Origin of the sequence: Micromonospora sp. HB375, from assembly GCF_017872985.1 — a bacterium.
Lineage (GTDB): Bacteria > Actinomycetota > Actinomycetes > Mycobacteriales > Micromonosporaceae > Micromonospora > Micromonospora chalcea.
The window spans coordinates 1,538,258-1,556,684 of the sequence record NZ_JAGGJO010000001.1; the positions used below are offsets into that span (position 1 = coordinate 1,538,258).

18 protein-coding genes are annotated in these 18,427 nt (G+C 73.2%); 10 read left to right on the forward strand and 8 right to left on the reverse strand.

The window, feature by feature from the left end; translation table 11 throughout:
* The first annotated feature begins 305 nt into the window (after positions 1–305).
* Positions 306–806 carry a transcriptional regulator NrdR gene (gene nrdR, locus J3R08_RS07390; RefSeq protein ID WP_013284751.1) on the forward strand — a complete coding sequence of 167 codons (501 nt, stop codon included), beginning with the start codon at positions 306–308 and terminating at the stop codon, positions 804–806.
* Positions 807–840: 34 nt separating this feature from the next.
* Positions 841–3,738 (forward strand): vitamin B12-dependent ribonucleotide reductase, encoded by a 2,898-nt coding sequence (locus J3R08_RS07395; protein ID WP_187693256.1) that lies wholly within the window; start codon positions 841–843, stop codon positions 3,736–3,738.
* Between the two features lie 92 nt (positions 3,739–3,830).
* Here the strand turns inward: J3R08_RS07395 and J3R08_RS07400 are convergent, their stop codons facing one another.
* Complete coding sequence (locus J3R08_RS07400) at positions 3,831–4,631, reverse strand: maleylpyruvate isomerase N-terminal domain-containing protein (RefSeq protein ID WP_209960462.1); 801 nt, start codon at positions 4,629–4,631, stop codon at positions 3,831–3,833.
* 113 nt (positions 4,632–4,744) lie between these two features.
* Here J3R08_RS07400 and J3R08_RS07405 point away from each other — a divergent pair, with 113 nt between their 5' ends.
* The 4 genes from J3R08_RS07405 (at position 4,745) to J3R08_RS07420 (ending at position 7,418) form a co-directional block, all read left to right on the forward strand.
* Positions 4,745–5,680 carry a DUF2332 domain-containing protein gene (locus J3R08_RS07405; RefSeq protein WP_209960465.1) on the forward strand — a complete coding sequence of 312 codons (936 nt, stop codon included), beginning with the start codon at positions 4,745–4,747 and terminating at the stop codon, positions 5,678–5,680.
* Positions 5,681–5,840: 160 nt separating this feature from the next.
* Positions 5,841–6,491, forward strand: a complete 651-nt coding sequence (locus tag J3R08_RS07410; RefSeq protein ID WP_209960467.1) for a class I SAM-dependent methyltransferase — start codon at positions 5,841–5,843, stop codon at positions 6,489–6,491.
* A gap of 58 nt (positions 6,492–6,549) precedes the next feature.
* Positions 6,550–6,783 carry a DUF5522 domain-containing protein gene (locus J3R08_RS07415; protein ID WP_069089357.1) on the forward strand — a complete coding sequence of 78 codons (234 nt, stop codon included), beginning with the start codon at positions 6,550–6,552 and terminating at the stop codon, positions 6,781–6,783.
* Positions 6,784–6,869: 86 nt separating this feature from the next.
* Positions 6,870–7,418 carry a hypothetical protein gene (locus tag J3R08_RS07420; protein WP_209960469.1) on the forward strand — a complete coding sequence of 183 codons (549 nt, stop codon included), beginning with the start codon at positions 6,870–6,872 and terminating at the stop codon, positions 7,416–7,418.
* A gap of 6 nt (positions 7,419–7,424) precedes the next feature.
* Here J3R08_RS07420 and J3R08_RS07425 read toward each other — a convergent pair whose 3' ends face one another.
* Positions 7,425–8,111: a metal-dependent transcriptional regulator gene (locus J3R08_RS07425; RefSeq protein ID WP_082931031.1), complete on the reverse strand. Its 687-nt coding sequence runs from the start codon at positions 8,109–8,111 to the stop codon at positions 7,425–7,427.
* Between the two features lie 98 nt (positions 8,112–8,209).
* On the opposite strand from J3R08_RS07425, the gene J3R08_RS07430 reads away from it, so the two are divergent.
* Genes J3R08_RS07430 through J3R08_RS07440 form a run of 3 tightly spaced genes read left to right on the forward strand, consistent with a single transcriptional unit; the run spans position 8,210 to position 12,876 of the window.
* Positions 8,210–9,067, forward strand: coding sequence for a sulfurtransferase (locus tag J3R08_RS07430; RefSeq protein WP_069089358.1), 858 nt, complete (start codon positions 8,210–8,212; stop codon positions 9,065–9,067).
* A 47-nt stretch (positions 9,068–9,114) separates the two neighbouring features.
* Positions 9,115–10,296 (forward strand): acetoin utilization protein AcuC, encoded by a 1,182-nt coding sequence (locus J3R08_RS07435; protein WP_166455470.1) that lies wholly within the window; start codon positions 9,115–9,117, stop codon positions 10,294–10,296.
* Between the two features lie 24 nt (positions 10,297–10,320).
* Positions 10,321–12,876 carry a bifunctional GNAT family N-acetyltransferase/acetate--CoA ligase family protein gene (locus J3R08_RS07440; RefSeq protein WP_209960471.1) on the forward strand — a complete coding sequence of 852 codons (2,556 nt, stop codon included), beginning with the start codon at positions 10,321–10,323 and terminating at the stop codon, positions 12,874–12,876.
* 196 nt (positions 12,877–13,072) lie between these two features.
* Here the strand turns inward: J3R08_RS07440 and J3R08_RS07445 are convergent, their stop codons facing one another.
* The 4 genes from J3R08_RS07445 to sigB form a co-directional block, all read right to left on the reverse strand.
* Positions 13,073–13,480, reverse strand: coding sequence for a VOC family protein (locus J3R08_RS07445; protein WP_043325703.1), 408 nt, complete (start codon positions 13,478–13,480; stop codon positions 13,073–13,075).
* The gene (locus J3R08_RS07450) at positions 13,477–13,968 is read right to left on the reverse strand and encodes an SRPBCC family protein (protein ID WP_051611190.1); all 492 of its coding nucleotides are present in this window, start codon (positions 13,966–13,968) and stop codon (positions 13,477–13,479) included. Before J3R08_RS07450 ends, J3R08_RS07445 begins: the two co-directional genes overlap by 4 nt.
* Positions 13,965–14,306: a helix-turn-helix transcriptional regulator gene (locus J3R08_RS07455; protein ID WP_199495896.1), complete on the reverse strand. Its 342-nt coding sequence runs from the start codon at positions 14,304–14,306 to the stop codon at positions 13,965–13,967. The genes J3R08_RS07450 and J3R08_RS07455 overlap by 4 nt, the downstream gene beginning before the upstream one ends.
* A gap of 103 nt (positions 14,307–14,409) precedes the next feature.
* The gene (gene sigB, locus J3R08_RS07460; RefSeq protein WP_043325701.1) at positions 14,410–15,396 is read right to left on the reverse strand and encodes an RNA polymerase sigma factor SigB; all 987 of its coding nucleotides are present in this window, start codon (positions 15,394–15,396) and stop codon (positions 14,410–14,412) included.
* Between the two features lie 220 nt (positions 15,397–15,616).
* Between sigB and J3R08_RS07465 the strand changes: the two genes are divergently transcribed.
* Positions 15,617–16,405 carry a sporulation protein gene (locus tag J3R08_RS07465; RefSeq protein ID WP_043330535.1) on the forward strand — a complete coding sequence of 263 codons (789 nt, stop codon included), beginning with the start codon at positions 15,617–15,619 and terminating at the stop codon, positions 16,403–16,405.
* Here the strand turns inward: J3R08_RS07465 and dtd are convergent.
* The gene (gene dtd / locus J3R08_RS07470) at positions 16,402–16,824 is read right to left on the reverse strand and encodes a D-aminoacyl-tRNA deacylase (protein ID WP_064447133.1); all 423 of its coding nucleotides are present in this window, start codon (positions 16,822–16,824) and stop codon (positions 16,402–16,404) included. The two genes, J3R08_RS07465 and dtd, sit on opposite strands and share 4 nt — an antisense overlap.
* Entirely contained in the window at positions 16,824–18,308 is a 1,485-nt protein-coding gene (locus tag J3R08_RS07475; RefSeq protein ID WP_209960472.1) for a methyltransferase, read from the reverse strand. Before J3R08_RS07475 ends, dtd begins: the two co-directional genes overlap by 1 nt.
* Positions 18,309–18,427: the final 119 nt, after the last annotated feature.

The following is an 18,427-nucleotide window of genomic DNA, read 5'->3' on the forward strand; positions in this document are numbered from 1 at the left end:
ATTGCGGCGGGCCGTGTCCAGCGCGGGAGGCCGTCCGTTGGGCTCCTCGGCGGGGTCGCGCCGACCGTGATTCTGATGACGCGCCGGACACGCCCGCCAACTTGACCTCGCTTGGGGTTCGGCATACGGTCGACCCCTAGATGTAGTAGTCACACGGGCGTAAGTCGCCCACAGGTTGGGTTCAACTACCGAACGCACTCCCGCACCGCGCATCCGGCGACGGTCATCGGACGATGACTCCGCCGTGCCGACGTGTGCCCGGGAGTCGGTAGGTGTGCCCGCGATCGACGGAGGAGGTCGGGCCCATGCGCTGTCCGTACTGCCGGCACGCCGACTCCCGGGTGGTCGACTCGCGGGAGGCCGACGACGGCCAGCTCATCCGGCGGCGGCGGTCCTGCCCGGAGTGCGGCAAACGGTTCACCACCGTCGAGGAGGCGGTGCTCGCGGTGGTCAAGCGCAGCGGGGTGACCGAGCCGTTCAGCCGTACGAAGATCATCGGCGGGGTGCGCAAGGCGTGCCAGGGGCGGCCGGTCGACGACGACTCGATCGCGCTGCTGGCACAGAAGGTCGAGGAGACCGTACGGGCCAAGGGGGCGGCCGAGATCCCCAGCCACGAGGTGGGCCTGGCCATCCTCGGCCCGTTGCGCGACCTCGACGAGGTGGCCTACATGCGGTTCGCCAGCGTCTACCGGTCCTTCGACTCGCTCGCCGACTTCGAGCGGGAGATCGAGACGCTGCGGGCCGCCGCGCGCGCCCGGGAGGGCGCCGGTGCCGGTGCGGCGGACGCCGCCGGCGCGATCAGCTGACATTTTCGGGTTTCTGACAGGTACACGAGGCGCGGTGGGTGACCGTGCCGACGAGGGGGGCGAGGGCGTGACGACCAGCAGGTCACGGAACAAGGCCGGGGCGGGGCTGAAGATCGAGCGCGTCTGGACGACCGAGGGGGTGCATCCCTACGACGAGGTCACCTGGGAGCGCCGCGACGTCGTCATGACGAACTGGCGGGACGGCTCGATCAACTTCGAGCAGCGCGGGGTGGAGTTCCCCGAGTCCTGGTCGGTGAACGCGGCGAACATCGTGACCACCAAGTACTTCCGGGGCGCGGTGGGGACCCCGGAGCGGGAGTGGTCGCTGCGGCAGCTGATCGACCGGGTGGTCGACACCTACCGCACCGCCGGTGAGGAGTACGGCTACTTCGCCACCCCGGCCGACGCCGAGGTGTTCGCGCACGAGCTGACCTGGATGCTGCTGCACCAGGTGTTCAGCTTCAACTCGCCGGTGTGGTTCAACGTCGGCACGCCGTCGCCGCAGCAGGTCAGCGCCTGCTTCATCCTGTCGGTCGACGACTCGATGGACTCCATCCTCGACTGGTACAAGGAGGAGGGGCGGATCTTCCAGGGCGGCTCTGGCGCCGGGGTGAACCTGTCCCGCATCCGTTCCTCGAAGGAACTGCTCTCCTCCGGCGGCACCGCCTCCGGCCCGGTCAGCTTCATGCGCGGCGCGGACGCCTCCGCCGGCACCATCAAGTCCGGCGGCGCCACCCGGCGCGCGGCCAAGATGGTCATCCTCGACGTCGACCACCCGGACATCGAGGAGTTCGTGGCGACCAAGGCGCGCGAGGAGGACAAGATCCGCGCGCTGCGCGACGCCGGGTTCGACATGGACCTGGGCGGCGCCGACATCGTCAGCGTGCAGTATCAGAACGCCAACAACTCGGTCCGCGTCTCCGACGAGTTCATGACCGCCGTGGAGAACGGTGGCGGCTTCGACCTGCGCGGCCGGCTCGACGGGCAGACCATCGAGACGATCGACGCGAAGAAGCTGTTCCGCACCATCTCCCAGGCCGCGTGGGAGTGCGCCGACCCGGGCCTGCAGTACGACGACACCATCAACGACTGGCACACCTGCCCGGAGACCGGGCGGATCACCGCGTCGAACCCGTGCTCGGAGTACCTGCACCTGGACAACTCCTCGTGCAACCTGGCCTCGCTGAACCTGATGAAGTTCCTGCGCGCCGACGGCGGCTTCGAGGTGGAGAAGTTCGTCAAGTCGGTCGAGTTCGTCATCACCGCGATGGACATCTCGATCTGCTTCGCCGACTTCCCGACCGAGAAGATCGGTGAGACCACCCGCGCCTACCGGCAGCTCGGCATCGGGTACGCCAACCTGGGCGCGCTGCTGATGGCCTCCGGCCTGCCGTACGACTCGGAGCAGGGCCGGGAGGTGTCCGCCGCGATCACCTCGCTGATGACCGGCACCGCCTACCGCCGGTCCGCCGAGCTGGCCGGCATCGTCGGCCCGTACGACGGCTACGCCCGCAACGCCGAGCCGCACAAGCGGGTCATGCGCAAGCACGCCGCCGCCAACGACGCGATCAAGCCGACCGGCACCGTGGCCACCGCCGTGCAGCGCGAGGCGACCAAGCAGTGGACGCTGGGCAACAAGCTCGGTGACAAGCACGGCTGGCGCAACTCGCAGGCCAGCGTGCTCGCCCCGACCGGCACCATCGGCCTGATGATGGACTGCGACACCACCGGCGTCGAGCCGGACCTGGCGTTGGTGAAGTTCAAGAAGCTGGTCGGTGGCGGCTCGATGCAGATCGTCAACCAGACCGTGCCGCGCGCCCTGCGCAGCCTCGGCTACCCCGAGGAGCAGGTCGAGGCGATCGTCGAGCACATCGCCGACCACGGCCACGTGGTGGACGCCCCGGGCCTCAAGCCGGAGCACTACCCGGTCTTCGACTGCGCCATGGGTGAGCGCTCGATCGCGCCGATGGGCCACGTGCGGATGATGGCGGCCGTCCAGCCGTTCATCTCCGGCGCCATCTCCAAGACGGTGAACATGCCGGAGCAGGCCACCGTCGAGGACGTCGAGAAGATCTACTTCGAGGGCTGGAAGCTCGGCCTCAAGGCGCTGGCGATCTACCGGGACAACTGCAAGGTCGGCCAGCCGCTGTCGGCGGCGAAGAAGAACAAGAGCACCGTCGAGACCCAGGCCCCGGCCGCCGAGCCGGAGAAGGTCGTGGAGAAGGTCGTCGAGTACCGCCCGGTGCGCAAGCGGCTGCCGAAGAAGCGCCCGTCGGAGACCATCTCCTTCTCGGTCGGCGGCGCGGAGGGCTACCTCACCGCCTCGTCGTACCCGGACGACGGTCTCGGCGAGGTCTTCCTCAAGATGTCGAAGCAGGGCTCGACCCTGGCCGGCGTGATGGACGCCTTCTCGGTGGCCATCTCCATCGGTCTCCAGTACGGCGTCCCGCTGGAGACGTACGTCAGCAAGTTCACCAACATGCGCTTCGAGCCGGCCGGCATGACCGACGACCCGGACGTGCGGATGGCCGCCTCGGTGATGGACTACATCTTCCGTCGCCTGGCGCTGGACTTCCTGCCGTACGACCGCCGCGCCGAGCTGGGCATCTTCACCGCCAAGGAGCGGGCCGCCCAGCTCGCGGCCGAGGCGGAGGCGGAGGCGAGCGGTGCGGACCTCACCGCGATGGCCGCCTCCGCCCCGGTCGAGGCGCCGGAGCCGAAGACCGGCCCGGTCGCGCAGCCGGCGCAGGAGATGGCCGACGTCGCCGCGGTCAAGCCCGCTCCGGTGGTGGGTTCCAGCACGGAGCTGCTGGAGGCCGTGATCGGCAAGGCCGCCGACGCGCCGCTCTGCTTCACCTGCGGCACGAAGATGCGGCCCGCCGGTAGCTGCTACGTCTGCGAGGGCTGCGGCTCCACCAGCGGCTGCAGCTGACATCGAGCTGAGTCGCATCTGTTGCGACAGCGACCGCCCGATCCTCCAGGGGTCGGGCGGTCGCTGCGGCAGGTACGAGGTGTCGTCGATCGTCAGACGGACGGGTCCCAGGCAATGAGCTGGTCGAAGATGCGGCGGTCGCCGTCCAGCTCCAGCTTCGGGGAATCCGGCGTGATGCGGCCGTAGAAGAACAGGACCAGGTCACTGGCCGTGCCCCGGGCGGAGACGAAGGCCGTGTCCCGGTCCGGGTCCTCACCGGCGGCCGGCTCGCCGAGCCGGCTGGCCTGTGCGCCGTCGCCGGACAGGCGAAGGCGCCACGAGCGGCCCTCGGTGGCGTGGTATTCGACGACGGCGGGTTCGTGCGGCCAGGCGACATCCGTCGAGCAGAGCGTGAACTGGCAGTCGTCGAAAGCGTCGAGGGCGACCTCGTCCGGCAGCGGCTCCGGGGTCCCCACGGCGAGCTGAGCGTCGTGGGTGTGCACAGCGATCTCGGCGACCTGGCGCCGAGCCCATGCACCGGAGGTTTCCGGTGACTGCGAATCACCCCACCACGTCCAGCACCGGCGGTCCGGGCCGGCCTCGCGCAGCACGCTCGTCAGCCGCTCGACGGACTCGGTCCACCAGGCCAGGAGAGCCTCGCGTTCCCGAGGCGCACCCGTGCCGTCGTCCCACACGGACTTGTCCGGGGGACCGTCGGCCGGCCCTGCGGCGACGATGGCGGCCGACCTGCGGCGGCCCATGCCCAGGTGCTGTACGAGATCGAACAGCGTCCACTCCGGACAGCTCGGCACCGGCGTGTCGAGGCTGGGCGCCGCAGCGACCGCGGCGCGGAAAGCAGTCGACCGGTCGTCGATCAGCCGCAGGTGATCGGCAAAGGTGAGATTCGTGTGCACCCGGGCTGTCTATCAGCGTTCCTCGACAAATCGACAGCGAGTTTCGCCGCGCACGCGGCGGGCGGTGCCGGCGGTCACAGCCCATCGCGTACGCGAGCTGGAATGCTCGGGGGATGAGCACGACAGACATCTATCGGGTCTTCGCCGAGCGTGAGACGCGCGGCGTGTCCCCGGCGTACGAGCGGTTGTCGCGGGTGGTCGCCGGTGACCCGGAGCTGCTCGCCCTGCTCGACACGCTGCCGCCGGCCAAGCGTCAGCCGAACCTGCTGTTCGGGGTGGTGCGGCTGCGCGGCGGGCCGGTGGACGACCCGGCGGCGTTCCGCGCGTACGTGATGGGGCACTGGCCGGACGTGGCGGCGCAGATGCGGGTGCGGGCGACGCAGACGAACGAGGCGGGACGCTGCGCGGCTCTGCTGCCGGTGCTCGCCGCGTTGCCGCAGCCGCTGGCGTTGCTGGAGGTCGGCGCCTCCGCCGGGCTGTGCCTCTACCCGGACCGGTACGCCTACCGCTACGGCGAGCACCGGCTCGGCGAGGGCGAGCCGGTGCTCGACTGTGACCTGACCGGCGCCGAGCCGCCGGAGCGGCGTCCGGAGGTGGTGTGGCGGGCCGGGCTGGACCTGAACCCGCTCGACGTCACCGACCCGGCCGACGTGGCCTGGCTGGAGGCGCTGATCTGGCCGGAGCACCGGCGCCGCCGGGACCGGCTGCGCGCCGCGGCGGCGGTCGCGGCGGCCGATCCGCCACTGCTGGTACGCGGGGACCTGGTCGACGACCTGCCCGCGCTGGCGGCGCAGGCCCCGCCCGGGGCGACGCTCGTGGTGTTCCACAGTTCGGTGCTCTACCAGGTGCCGCAGCCACGGCGGGACGCGTTCACCGCGCTGGTCCGGACCCTGCCCGGCCACTGGATAGCCAACGAGGACCCGTCGGTTCTGCCCCACGCCGACCTGCCGGAGCCGCCCACCGACGGCTTCCACAACGTCCTGGCCCTCGACGGCCGTCCCGTGGCCTGGACGACAGGCCACGGCCAGTCCCTCACCTGGTTCCGCTGACCGCCCACCCCCGCCCGGCCCGCCGTCCTCGTCGATCATGAAGTTGACGGCGCGACACGCCGATGCGGTGGCCGCTAACTTCATGGTCAACGAAGGCGGGCGGGCGGGCGGGGCGCGGGCGGGCGGGGCGCGGGCGGGCGTTGAACTAGGGTCGGCGGGCGTGACCGAACCTGCCTGGCTGGTCGAGACGCGTGCCGCCTACGACGCCGTCGCCGAGGACTACGCGCGGCTGCTGCCCGATGTGGTGGAGCCGCCGCTGGATCGGGCGCTGCTGGCCGCGTACGCCGAGACGGTCGGGCCGGGCTGGCCGGTGCTGGAAGTGGGCTGCGGCACCGGTCGCGTCACCGCCCACCTGCACCGGCTCGGCCTGGACATCGGCGGCGTCGACCTGTCGCCCGGCATGGTGGCGGTGGCCCGCCGCGCGTACCCGGAGCTGCGTTTCGAGGTGGGCTCGCTGACCGAGCTGACCGTGCCCGACGCCTCGCTGGCCGGGCTGGTCTCCTGGTACTCGATCATCCACATGCCACCGGAGCTGCTGCCCGGGGTGTTCGCCGGTTTCCACCGGGCGCTCGCCCCGGGCGGTCACCTGCTCCTCGCGGTCAAGGCCGGTGACCGGTGCGTACGGCTGGAGCGGGCGTACGGCCACGACGTCGCGTACGACGTGCACTGGCTGCCGCCGGAACGACTGGCCGCGCAACTCGCGACGGCCGGGTTCACGGTCTCGGCGACGCTGGTCCGCGCGCCGGTCGCCACGGAGCGGCAGTCCCAGGCGTTCCTGCTGGCCGAGCGGATCATCCGTGGGGGATGTTAAAAGGGGGCCCCTCCTATGCAAAAAACGTTAAGCAGGGGCCCTTCCTTACACTTCAGCGGTGCGTGACGAGCTGGCGGACCGGCCGCTTACCGAACCGCACCCGTCGCGGCTGTCGCCGGATCACCCGGGGCGGGACCGGATCCTGGCCGTGCACGCCGCCGCCCTGGCCGCCGGGGAGGCCGGCTACCTGGACCCGGAGACCGGACTGTTCGTGCTCAGCGCGGGCTTCCTGGCCCGGCGAGGGACGTGCTGCGGGCGAGGATGTCGGCACTGTCCGTACGTAACCGATTAGGGGCTTCCGTCCCCGCGCGGGCACGCCGTACGGTGTCCGACGGAACTCCGGCGGGTCGGACCCGCCGCCGACCGCGGAGGTCTCCCGTGCGTGCCCGAATCTGGCTGGCCTTGCCGGCCGTCCTGCTCGCCGCCGGCTGCGCCGAGGAAGCCCCGACGGTCGACGTGCCGACGGAACCGCGCCCACCGGTCGCGGTCGCGGCCGCCTCCTCGGGCGGCGCCTGCCGGCTGCTCGACTTCGCGGTGATCGCCGAGCACACCGGTGGCGAGTTCGACGTGGCCGCCGCCACCGAGCGGGGCGACACGCACACCTGCGTGGTGCGCGCGGCCGGGGCGGTGCTGCCGGAGCTGACGCTGTCGGTCACCGAGACGTCGATCGACGCGGCCACGTTCACCCTCGACGTGCAGCCCAGCGGCGCCACGAAGATCACCAAGCTGGGTAAGGCCGGCTACCGGCGCACGCTGCCCAAGACCGCGAAGGCGGGCCCGGTCGCCGAGGTCGGCTGGCTGGCCACCGAGGGCCGGCTCGCCACCCTACGCTGGACCGCTCCCACCGGCACCGCGAAGGCGGAGGCGGACAAGACGGCCGGCAAGCTGGTCACGCTGGCCAAGGTGATCGACACCCGCCAGCTCTGACCCGGGTCAGCGGGCCGCGACGAACACCCGGGACGCCACCTCGCGGGGCAGGCGGACCCGGTCGCCGGAGCGGTCGATGGAGACGCCGTCGCGTTCCTGCGCCACGGTCACCGTCGCGCCCGGGTCGACACCGGCTGCGTGCAACTGCCGGAGCACGTCCGAGTCGGTCTGCACACTCTCGCAGATACGGCGCACCACGACCTGGCCGGACAGGCCCGGGAAGGCCAGGTTGCGCTCGCTCTCGCCGGCCTCGACCGGCGGCTGGCCCGGGTCGCCCAGCTCCTCCAGGCCCGGGATCGGGTTGCCGTACGGCGAGCGGGTGGGGCGGTTGAGCAGGTCGAAGACCCGCTTCTCCACCGCGTCGCTCATCACGTGCTCCCACCGGCAGGCCTCTTCGTGGGCCTCCTCGTAGGGCATCCCGATCACGTTCACCAGCAGCAGCTCGGCCAGCCGGTGCTTGCGCATCACCGACACGGCGGTGTTGCGACCCGCCGGGGTGAGGCTCAGGTGCCGGTCGCCCTCGACCGTGAGCAGGCCGTCCCGCTCCATCCGCGCGACGGTCTGGCTGACGGTCGGGCCGCTCTGCTTGAGCCGCTCGGCGATGCGGGCACGCAGCGGCGGCACACCCTCCTCCTCGAGTTCGAGGATGGTGCGCAGGTACATCTCGGTCGTGTCAACAAGGTCGTGCTTCACGTCAGCGGCCTCCCGGGCACCGATGGTACCCGTTACCACCGACCATCGACGGCAGGCGAAGCCGGAGGTGGCGGCCCGGATGGTGTTGACTGGACCGCATGTCCGCCACCGCAGACCTGCTGGTCGAGCCCGACCGGCTCGCCGCCGAACTCGATCATGCCGACCCGCCGACCCTGCTCGACGTCCGCTGGCGGCTCACCGGGCCGCCCGGCCGCGCGGACTACGCTGCCGGCCACCTGCCCGGCGCGGTCTTCGTCGACCTGGACACCGAGCTGTGCGGGCGGCCCGGCGCCGCCGGCCGGCACCCGCTGCCGGACCCGGCGGCGTTGCAGGCCGCGCTGCGGGCGGCGGGCGTCCGCGCCGGTCACCCCGTTGTCGTGTACGACGGCGGCGACGGGATGTCCGCCGCCCGGGCCTGGTGGACGCTGCGCTGGGCGGGCCACCGGCAGGTGCGCGTGCTGCACGGCGGCTACCCGGCCTGGACGGCCGCCGGCCTGCCGGTCGACACCGGCGTACCCGCCCCGGCGCCGGGCGACGTGACGGTGGCGCCGGGCGCGCTGCCGGTGCTGGACGCCGCGCGGGCCGCCCGGCTCGCCGCCGCCGAGCCCGGGGTGCTGCTCGACGTACGGGCCGCGCCGCGCTACCGGGGCGAACACGAGCCGGTCGACCCGGTCGCCGGGCACGTGCCGGGCGCGGTCAACCTGCCCGCCCCGGAGTACGTCACGCAGGGCCGGTTCCCGGACGCGGACGCGCTGCGGGAGCGGTTCGCCGCCGCCGGGGTGGACGCGGGCGCGCCGGTCGGCGCGTACTGCGGCTCCGGGGTGACCGCCGCGCAGGCCGTGCTCGCGTTGCACCTGGCCGGCCGTCCGGACGCCGCGCTGTACGTCGGCTCGTGGAGCGAGTGGGTGGCCGACCCGGACCGTCCGGTCGCCACCGGTGGCACGTCCGGCCGGTGAGCGTACGTCAGGTGGGCGCACCCGGCCCCACGTGCGACGATGGCCGCATGGCCGACGACACGGTGGTGGTGTGGGACGAGGCTCTCCTCACCTACGACATGGGCGACCATCCGCTGGACCCGGTCCGGGTCGAGCTGACCATGGCGCTCGCCCGCGAGCTGGGCGTGCTGGACCGGCCCGGCGTGCGGCTGGTCAAGCCCGAGCCGGCCGACGACGCGCTGCTCACCCGCGTCCACGATCCGGCCTATCTGGACGCGGTCCGGGCCGCGCCGCGCGACCCGCTGTTCGCCGGGTTCGGCCTGGGCACCTCGGACAATCCGGTCTTCGACGGCATGCACGAGGCGAGCGCGCTGATCGCCGGCGCCACAGTGGCCGCCGCCGAGGCGGTCTGGCGCGGCGACGCCCGCCGCGCCGTGAACGTGGCCGGCGGGCTGCACCACGCCATGCCCGCCCGCGCCGCCGGCTTCTGCGTCTACAACGACCCGGCCGTGGCCATCGCCCGCCTGCTCGACCTCGGTGCGCAGCGGATCGCGTACGTGGACGTGGACGTGCACCACGGCGACGGCGTGCAGGAGATCTTCTACCGCGATCCGCGGGTGCTCACCATCAGCCTGCACGAGACGCCGCTCGCGCTGTTCCCCGGCACCGGGTTCCCGGACGAGACCGGCGGGCCGGGCGCGGAGGGCACCGCCGTCAACGTGCCGCTGCCGCCCGGGGTCGGCGACGCCGGCTGGCAGCGCGCGTTCCACGCGGTCGTGCCGTCGGTGCTGCGCGCGTACCGGCCGCAGGTGCTCGTCACCCAGTGCGGCGCCGACGGGCACCGCAAGGACCCGCTGGCCGACCTGCACCTGTCGGTGGACGGGCAGCGGGCCACCTACCGCTCGCTGCGCGCGCTCGCCGACGAGCTGTGCGACGGCCGCTGGATCGCCACGGGCGGCGGCGGGTACGCGCTGGTCGAGGTGGTGCCGAGGGCCTGGACGCACCTGCTCGCGATCGCGACCGGCGAGCCGGTCGACCCGGCCACGCTGACCCCGCCGGGTTGGCGGGACCTGGCCGCGCGGCGGCGACCCGGGCACGAGGTGCCGCTGCGGATGACCGACGACGTCGACCCGTCGTACCTGCCGTGGCAGCCCAGCGGCGAGCCGAACGCGGTGGACCGGGCCGTCGCGGCCACCCGCAAGGCCGTCTTCCCGCTGCTCGGGCTCGACCCGCACGACCCGCGCGACTGAGCCGGCGGCAGGGAGGACCGACCGGTGACCACCGTCGAACAACCGGTGGACGTGCTGCTCAGCGACGGTACGGCCGTCCAGCTGCGACAGATCCGTCCCGAGGACGCGCCCGAGATCGTGGCGATGCACGGCCGCTTCTCCGAGCGCACCCGCTACCTGCGCTACTTCTCGCCGTACCCGCGTATCCCGGAACGCGACCTGAAGCGCTTCGTCAACGTCGACCACCGCGACCGGGAGGCGTTCGTGGTGCTGGCCGGCGAGCGGATCGTCGCCGTCGGCCGGTACGAGCGCCTCGGCCCCGCCTCGCCGGAGGCCGAGGTGGCGTTCGTGGTCGAGGACGCCTACCAGGGCCGGGGCATCGGCTCGGTGCTGCTGGAGCACCTGGCCGACGCGGCCGGACGCAACGGCATCGTGCACTTCGTCGCCGAGGTGCTCCCGGCCAACGGGGCGATGCTGCGGGTCTTCGCCGACTTCGGCTACCAGGTCCAGCGCCAGTACGCCGACGGCGTGGTGCACCTGACCTTCCCGATCGCGCCGACCGAGGCGACGCTCGAGGTGCAGCGCGGCCGGGAGCACCGTACCGAGGCCCGCTCGATCGCCCGGCTGCTCGCGCCGCGCGGCATCGCCGTCTACGGCGCCAGCACCACCGGCCAGGGCGTCGGCGCGGCGCTGCTCGGGCACCTGCGCGACGGCGGGTTCACCGGCGCGATCGTGCCGGTGCACCCGAGCGCGGCGACAGTGGCGGGGCTGCCCGCGTACCCGTCGGCGGCCGACGCCGGCCAGGACGTCGACCTCGCCGTGGTGGCGGTGCCGCCGGACGCGGTGACCGACGTGGTGCACGACGCCGCACGCGCCGGTGCGCACGGCCTGGTGGTGATCTCGGCCGGGTTCGCCGAGTCCGGCCCGGCCGGTGCGGCGGCGCAGCGCGCGCTGGTCCGCGCCGCGCACCTGGCCGGCATGCGGGTGGTCGGCCCGAACTGCCTCGGCGTCGCCAACACCGACCCGGCGGTACGCCTCAACGCCACGCTCGCCCCGGTGCTGCCCGCGGCGGGCCGGGTCGGCGTGTTCAGCCAGTCCGGCGCGTTCGGGGTGGCGCTGCTGGCCGAGGCGTCCCGGCGCGGGCTCGGCCTGTCCAGCTTCGTGTCGGCCGGCAACCGGGCCGACGTGTCCGGCAACGACCTGCTGCAGTACTGGCAGGACGACCCGGCCACCGACGTCATCACGCTCTACCTGGAGACGTTCGGCAACCCGCGCAAGTTCGCCCGGCTGGCCCGGCGCATCGGCCGTAGCAAGCCTGTGGTGGCGCTCGCCTCGCTGGCCCGGCCGCCGGGCGTGGGGGAGGCGCCCGCGCTGGACGCGGCGGCGGTGAGCGCGCTGTTCGCCCAGTCCGGGGTGATCCGGGTGGACACCGTGTCCGAGCTGCTCGACGTGGGTGTGCTGCTGGCCCACCAGCCGCTGCCCGCCGGGCGGCGGGTCGCCGTGGTGGGCAACTCGTCGGCGCTGACCGGGCTGGCCGCCACCGCCTGCGCCGCTCAGGGACTGACGGTCGCCGACGGGTACCCGCGGGACGTCGGGCCGAGCGCCGGGGCCGCCGCGTACGCCGCCGCGCTCGGTGACGCGGTCGCCGACGAGCGGGTCGACGCCGTGGTGGCGGTGTTCGCGCCGCCGCTGCCGGGGCAGCTCGCCGACCCGGTGGCCGACTTCGCCTCGGCGCTGCCCGACGCGCGGGTCACCGGCAAGCCGGTGGTGGCGACGTTCCTCGCCGGGCTGGTGCCGGCCGGGGTGCCGGCGTACCCGAGCGTCGAGGAGGCGGTACGCGCGCTGGGCCGGGTCACCGCGTACGCGGACTGGCTGCGCCGGCCCGCCGGCGTGCTGCCGGAACTGGCTGACGTGGACCGGACGGCCGGGCACGCCGCGCTGCGGCCCGACGGGGCCGACGCGGCGGCGTTGCTGCGCGCGTACGGCATCGACGTGGTGGAGTCGGTCCCGGCGACCACGACGGAGGAGGCGCTGGCCGCCGCCGAGCGGCTCGGCTGGCCGGTGGCGCTCAAGGCCGCCGCCCCCGGGCTGCGGCACCGCCTCGACCTCGGCGCGGTACGCCTCGACCTGGCCGACGCCGCCGCGCTGCGCCGCGCGTACGCCGAGATGGCCCCGGTGTTCGGCGCGGAGGTGCTGGTCCAGCCGATGGTCGCGCCCGGCGTGGCGTGCGTGGTGGAGCTGGTGGAGGATCCGGCGTTCGGGCCGGTGGTCGGGTTCGGGCTCGGCGGCGTGGCGACCGAGCTGCTCGGCGACCGGGCCTGGCGGGCGGTGCCGCTGACCGACCGGGACGCCGCCGAACTGGTCGACGAGCCCCGGGCCGCGCCGCTGCTGCGCGGGCACCGGGGCGCCGCGCCGGTGGACCGGGCGGCGCTGGTCGACCTGCTGGTGCGGGTCGGGCGGCTCGCCGACGAGCAGCCCCGGGTGCGGTCGCTCACGCTGAATCCGGTGCTGGCCAGGCCGGACGGCATCTCGGTGCTGCACGCCACCGTGCGCACCGGCGCGGAGGTCGCGCGCCCCGACACCGGCCCCCGCCGCTTGTAAGGAAGGGCCCCTTATTAACGCCTCCGGTAGAGGAAGGGCCCCTTCTTAACAGCGCCCGCCCGCGCGACCCGCAGCGCCCGCCCGCGCGACCCGCAGCGCCCGCCCGCGCGACCCGCAGCGCCCGCCCGCGCGACCCGCAGCGCCCGCCCGCGCGACGGCCGCGCGCCGCCGCGCCCGACCGCGGGCGCCGCAGCGCTCAGCCGCGGGCGGAGATCTGCTGCACCGACCACCCGTTGCCGTCGGGGTCACGGAAGAAGACGAAGCCGACGTTGTCCAGCGGGTGCGGCACCGGGTGCGGGTTCTGGCCCATCACCTGGATCTCGCTCACCTCGACGCCCCGCTCGACCAGTTCGGCGCGCGCCCGTTCCAGGTCGGCCACGACGAGTTGCAGGCCCTTGAGTGAGCCCGGCGGCATCTCCGGTACGACGCCCCGGCCGAGGACGATCGAGCAGCCGGAGCCCGGGGGAGTGAGTTGCACGATCCGCCCCATCCCGCCGAGATCGGTGTCGTGGTCGACGGCGAAGCCGAGCCGTTGCGCGTAGAACTCCTTGGCCCGGTCCAGGTCGGAGACCGGTACGACCACCACTTCCAGCGTCCAGTTCATGTTGTCGCTCCTGTTGTCGAGTCGGTGTGCAGCACGGCGGTGAGCCGGTCGAACGCCTCGCTCAGGCCGCGGATCATCGGGTAGCGCAGGACGGTGTCGCGGCCCTGCGGGGTGGCGTAGCGCAGGTGGGTGACGACTGTCGTCCGGTCCGCCGAGCCGGTGAAGTCGTGCCGCACCAGCGTCTCGCCCGGGTAGGACTGGTCGTCGAAGAGTTCGGTGCAGACCAGCCGCGCCGGCGGGTCGATCTCCCGGTACGTGCCGCCCTGGGCCATCAGGTCGCCGTCCGGCCCGCGGGAGACGAACCGCCAGCGTCCGCCCACCCGCAGGTCCACCTCGCACTCGACGAGATGCCAGCCGCGTGCGCCCCACCAGCGCATCAGCAGTTCGGGGCGGGTGAAGGCGGCGAACACCAGATGCCGGGGAGCGGCGAAGTCGCGGCTGAGGCGGATCTCCCGGTCGCCGTGCAGGGTCACGGTCAGGTCGGTCACCGCTGCTCCTCGGCGGTCAGTTCGGCGAGCACCTCGTCCAGGCGCGCGTAGCTCTCGGCCCAGTAGTCCCGGTAGTTCGCCAGCCACGCCACGGCCTCCCGCAGCGGCCGGGCGTCGAGCCGGCAGGGGCGGCGCTGCGCGTCCCGGCCCCGGGTGACCAGGCCGGCGCGTTCGAGCACCTTGAGGTGCTTGGAGACGGCCGGCTGGCTCATCGCGAACGGCTCGGCCAGCTCGGTGACTGTGGCCTCCCCGGCGGCCAGCCGGGCGAGGATGGCCCGCCGGGTGGGGTCGGCGAGCGCGGCGAAGGTGGCGTCGAGCACATCCGGGGGCACTTTCATAACCTCCTGGTTGTTTAATCATTCGGTTCTATACGCTGGGAGTGCCCGGGTCAAGCGCGACAGGCCCCGGCGAACCGCCGGGGCCTGTCGCGGTAGGGGTGGCTCAGCAGGCGTACGCCTCCAGCCGGTTCGCCCGCTCCGGGTCGCGCAGCTTCAGCAGCGTCACCTTCTCGATCTGCCGGATCCGCTCCCGGGACAGCCCGAACTCGCGGCCCACCTCGTCCAGCGTGCGCTGCCGGCCGTCGTCCAGGCCGAAGCGCAGCCGGATCACCGCCTGCTCGCGCTGGGACAGCGTGGCCAGCACGATCCGGACCTCGTTGCGCAGCTCGCCGTTGGTGGCGGCGTCACCGGGCTCGGTACGCGGGTCGACGGCGGCGACGAAGTCGCCGAGCGCGCTCTCGCCGTCCTCGCCGACGGCCTGGTCCAGGCTGACCGGCTCCCGGTCGTAGGAGATCAGCTCGATCACCTGGAACTCGGGGATCTCCAGCGCCACGGCCACCTCGCTCACGGTGGGCTCGCGACCCAGCGACACGGACAGCTCACGGCGCACCCGGACCATCCGGTTGACCTGCTCGACCATGTGCACGGGGATGCGGATGGTGCGGGCCTGGTCGGCCATGGCGCGGGTGATGGCCTGGCGGATCCACCAGGTGGCGTAGGTGGAGAACTTGTAGCCCTTGGTGTAGTCGAACTTCTCGACGGCGCGGATGAGGCCGAGGTTGCCTTCCTGGATGAGGTCGAGGAAGGCCATGCCGCGACCGGTGTAGCGCTTGGCGATGCTCACCACCAGCCGCAGGTTCGCCTCCAGCAGGTGGTCCTTGGCGGCGCGGCCCTCGGCCGCGATCAGCGCCAGGTCCGCGCGCAGCTCGGCGGAGACGGGGGTGCAGGTGGCCAGCTTCTCCTCGGCGAAGAGGCCGGCCTCGATCCGCTTGCTCAGCTCGACCTCCTGCGCCGCGGTGAGCAGCTTGGTGCGGCCGATGCCGTTCAGGTACGCCCGGACCAGGTCGGTGGAGACGCCGCGCTCGTCGGTGGCGTCGAGGTCCGTGAGGGTGACGTCCATGTCCTGGTGCTCGATCATCTGCTGGGTCATCTCTGTTCTCCCCGTGTCCGACGTGCCTACCGGTCCCGTGCCGCCCACGCGGTGGGGGCCGATGACAAACAGCTTGGCGGTCGGGGCGTGAGACGGGAGTGAGGCGATCGGGGACCCGACAGGAATCCACGTGGGAATCCGGCATTCCCTTGTCCGGCGCGGTTACCGTGCCACCGACCGGCCGTCGGGGCCGGCCCGGCACTGATGATCGGAGAACGTGGTGGTCTTCAAGCGGCTCATGCAGGCGATGGGTGTGGGCGGACCGTCGGTGGAGACGGTCCTGGCCAACCCGAACTGTCGCCCGGGCGGCGTTCTGGAGGGCCGGATCCAGGTGGTCGGCGGCGACCACCCGGTGGACGTGAGCTACGTCGCGCTCGGTCTGGTCACCCGGGTCGAGGTGGAGAGTTCCGATTCGGAGTACGACGTCAACCAGGAGTTCGGCCGCGCCCAGATGACCGGCGCGTTCCGGCTGGAGCCGGGGCAGCGCTACGACGTGCCGTTCCGCTACCAGGTGCCCTGGGAGACCCCGCTCACCGACCTGTACGGCCAGCACCTGCACGGCATGACGATGGGTCTGCGTACCGAGCTGGAGGTGGCCCGGGCGGTGGACAAGGGCGACATGGACGCCGTGTCGGTGCACCCGCTGCCCGCCCACGAGCGGCTGCTGGAGGCGCTGCTGCGGCTGGGCTTCCGCTTCGCGCGCGCCGACGTCGAGCGTGGGCACATCTACGGCGTACGCCAGCAGTTGCCCTTCTACCAGGAGATCGAGTTCTACCCGGCGCCGCAGTACGCGGGCGCGATGAACCAGCTCGAGGTCACCTTCGTCACCGATCCGCAGCAGGTGCACGTGGTGCTGGAGCTGGACAAGCGGGGCGGCCTGTTCACCGAGGGCCGCGACGCCTTCGGCCGGTTCACCGTGGACCACGCCACGGCGGAGCAGACCGACTGGGCCGCCCAGCTCGACGGCTGGCTGCGGCAGTCGCTGTCCCGCCGTGGGCTGTTCTTCTAGAGATCGAGCACGAGGGTCCGGGGACCGACGTTGACGCTCTCCACCAGCATGTGGGCGCGGAAGCGGCCGGTCTCCACCTTCGCGCCCCGGGCGCGCAGCTGTTCGACCACCGCGTCCACCAGGGGTTCGGCCACCTCGGCGGGAGCGGCGGCGGTCCAGCTCGGCCGCCGGCCCTTGCGCGCGTCGCCGTAGAGCGTGAACTGGCTGACCAGCAGCAGCGGCGCGCCGACGTCGGCGGCGCTGCGTTCGTCGTCGAGGATGCGCAGCTCGTGCAGCTTGCGGGCCATCGTGGCGGCCACCTGCGGGGTGTCGGTGTGGGTGACGCCGAGCAGCACCAGCAGCCCGTCGGTGATCTCACCGGTCACCTCGTCGTCGACTGTCACCCGGGCCCGGCCGACCGTCTGCACCACCGCCCGCATCAGTCGGTCACCGGCTCGATGATGCCGCGCTCGACCAGGTGCGCCACGATCGGCCCGGCCGCCTCGGCCAGCTCGTCCGGCGCCACGTCGTGCGCGGCGGCCAGCAGCGAGAGCTGGTCGCGCAGCGGCAGCCGGCCGTCCGCGCCGCCGACCAGGGCGAGCACCAGCGGGTCGATCTCCTCCGACCAGCGCAGCCCGCGCGGCATGGCCAGGACCTGCCGGTCCACCGCCCAGCCGTCGTCGCCCATGGTGGCCTCCTGCCGGAGCTGGAGCCCTTCGGCGGCGCGGTAGCGGGCGGCGAGCAGGCCCTCGGTGTCCCGGGCGCGCAGCCAGTCCTGCCTGGTGAACCACTCGCCGATCCGGTCGCCCAGCGGCGGCTCGACCCGCTGGCGCAGGTCCTCCACCCGGACGACCGGCCGGGCGTGGCCGGAGCGGCGCAGCGAGACGATGCCGAAACCGATCGCCTCCACCTTGTGCGCGTCGAACCAGTCCAGCCAGGCCGCCATCCGCTGCGGGTCGGCGCTCTCGCCGACGTCGGTCAGCCAGAGGTTCACGTACGCCATCGGGTCGGCCACCTCGCGCTGGATGACCCAGGCGTCCAGGCCGGTGCCGGCGAACCAGCCGGTGACCCGCTCGGCCCAGTCCTCACCGGTGACGTGCACCCAGTTCGCCAGGTACTGCATGGTGCCGCCCTCGGTGAGCAGGTCCGGCGCGGCGGCGGCCAGTTCCGCGCCGATCGCGTCGCCGACCCGCCCGGAGTCCCGGTAGACGTGCGTGGTGGTGCCCGGCCCGACCACGAACGGCGGGTTGCTGACCACCAGGTCGAAGCGGCGTCCGGCCACCGGGGCGACCATGTCCCCGCGCAGCAGTTCCCAGTCCTGCCCGTTGAGCGCGGCGGTGGTGGCGGCGAACCGCAGCGCCCGCTCGGAGACGTCGGTGGCGGTGACCCGGCGGGCGTGGGTGCCCAGGTGCAGCGCCTGTACGCCGGAGCCGGTGCCGAGGTCGAGTGCGGTGTCCACGACCGGGCGTACGGCCGCCGAGATCAGCGTCTGGGTCGCGCCGCCGATGCCCAGCACGTGCTCGGCGTGCAGCGGACGGCCGGGCCGGGCGCTGGCGGGCACGTCGGCGAGCACCCACCAGTCGTCGCCGTACGGCTCCAGGTCGACAGCGGCGCGAAGGCCGTCGCCGTGCCGCTCGACGATGCCCCCGGCCAGCGCCTCGTCCAGCGCCAGCGGGGCCAGCGCGTCGGCGACCGCCGCCTCCGGCTCGGTCTGGTCGCAGATGAAGACGCGGATCAGCGTGGCCAGCCGGTCCCGGTCCTCGGTGGCGCGCAGCGCGGCCCGGTAGTCGTTGCGGGCCACGCCGCCGGTGCCCTGCGGGCCCAGGCGGTCGGCGATCCCGTTGGCGGTGAAGCGGGCGAGTGTCAGCGCGGTGCGCAGCGCGTCGACCCCGGCGGGGGAGAGCAGCATGTCGTGACGGTCCACGTGCTCATCCTGCCTCGGGCGCCGTCCGGCGTGGCGCGCACCCGCCGATCCATAACGTGGACCGTATCTATCGGCAACTATCTCTTTCATGTTTGTCGATCTCTGGTTAGCATTCCTGC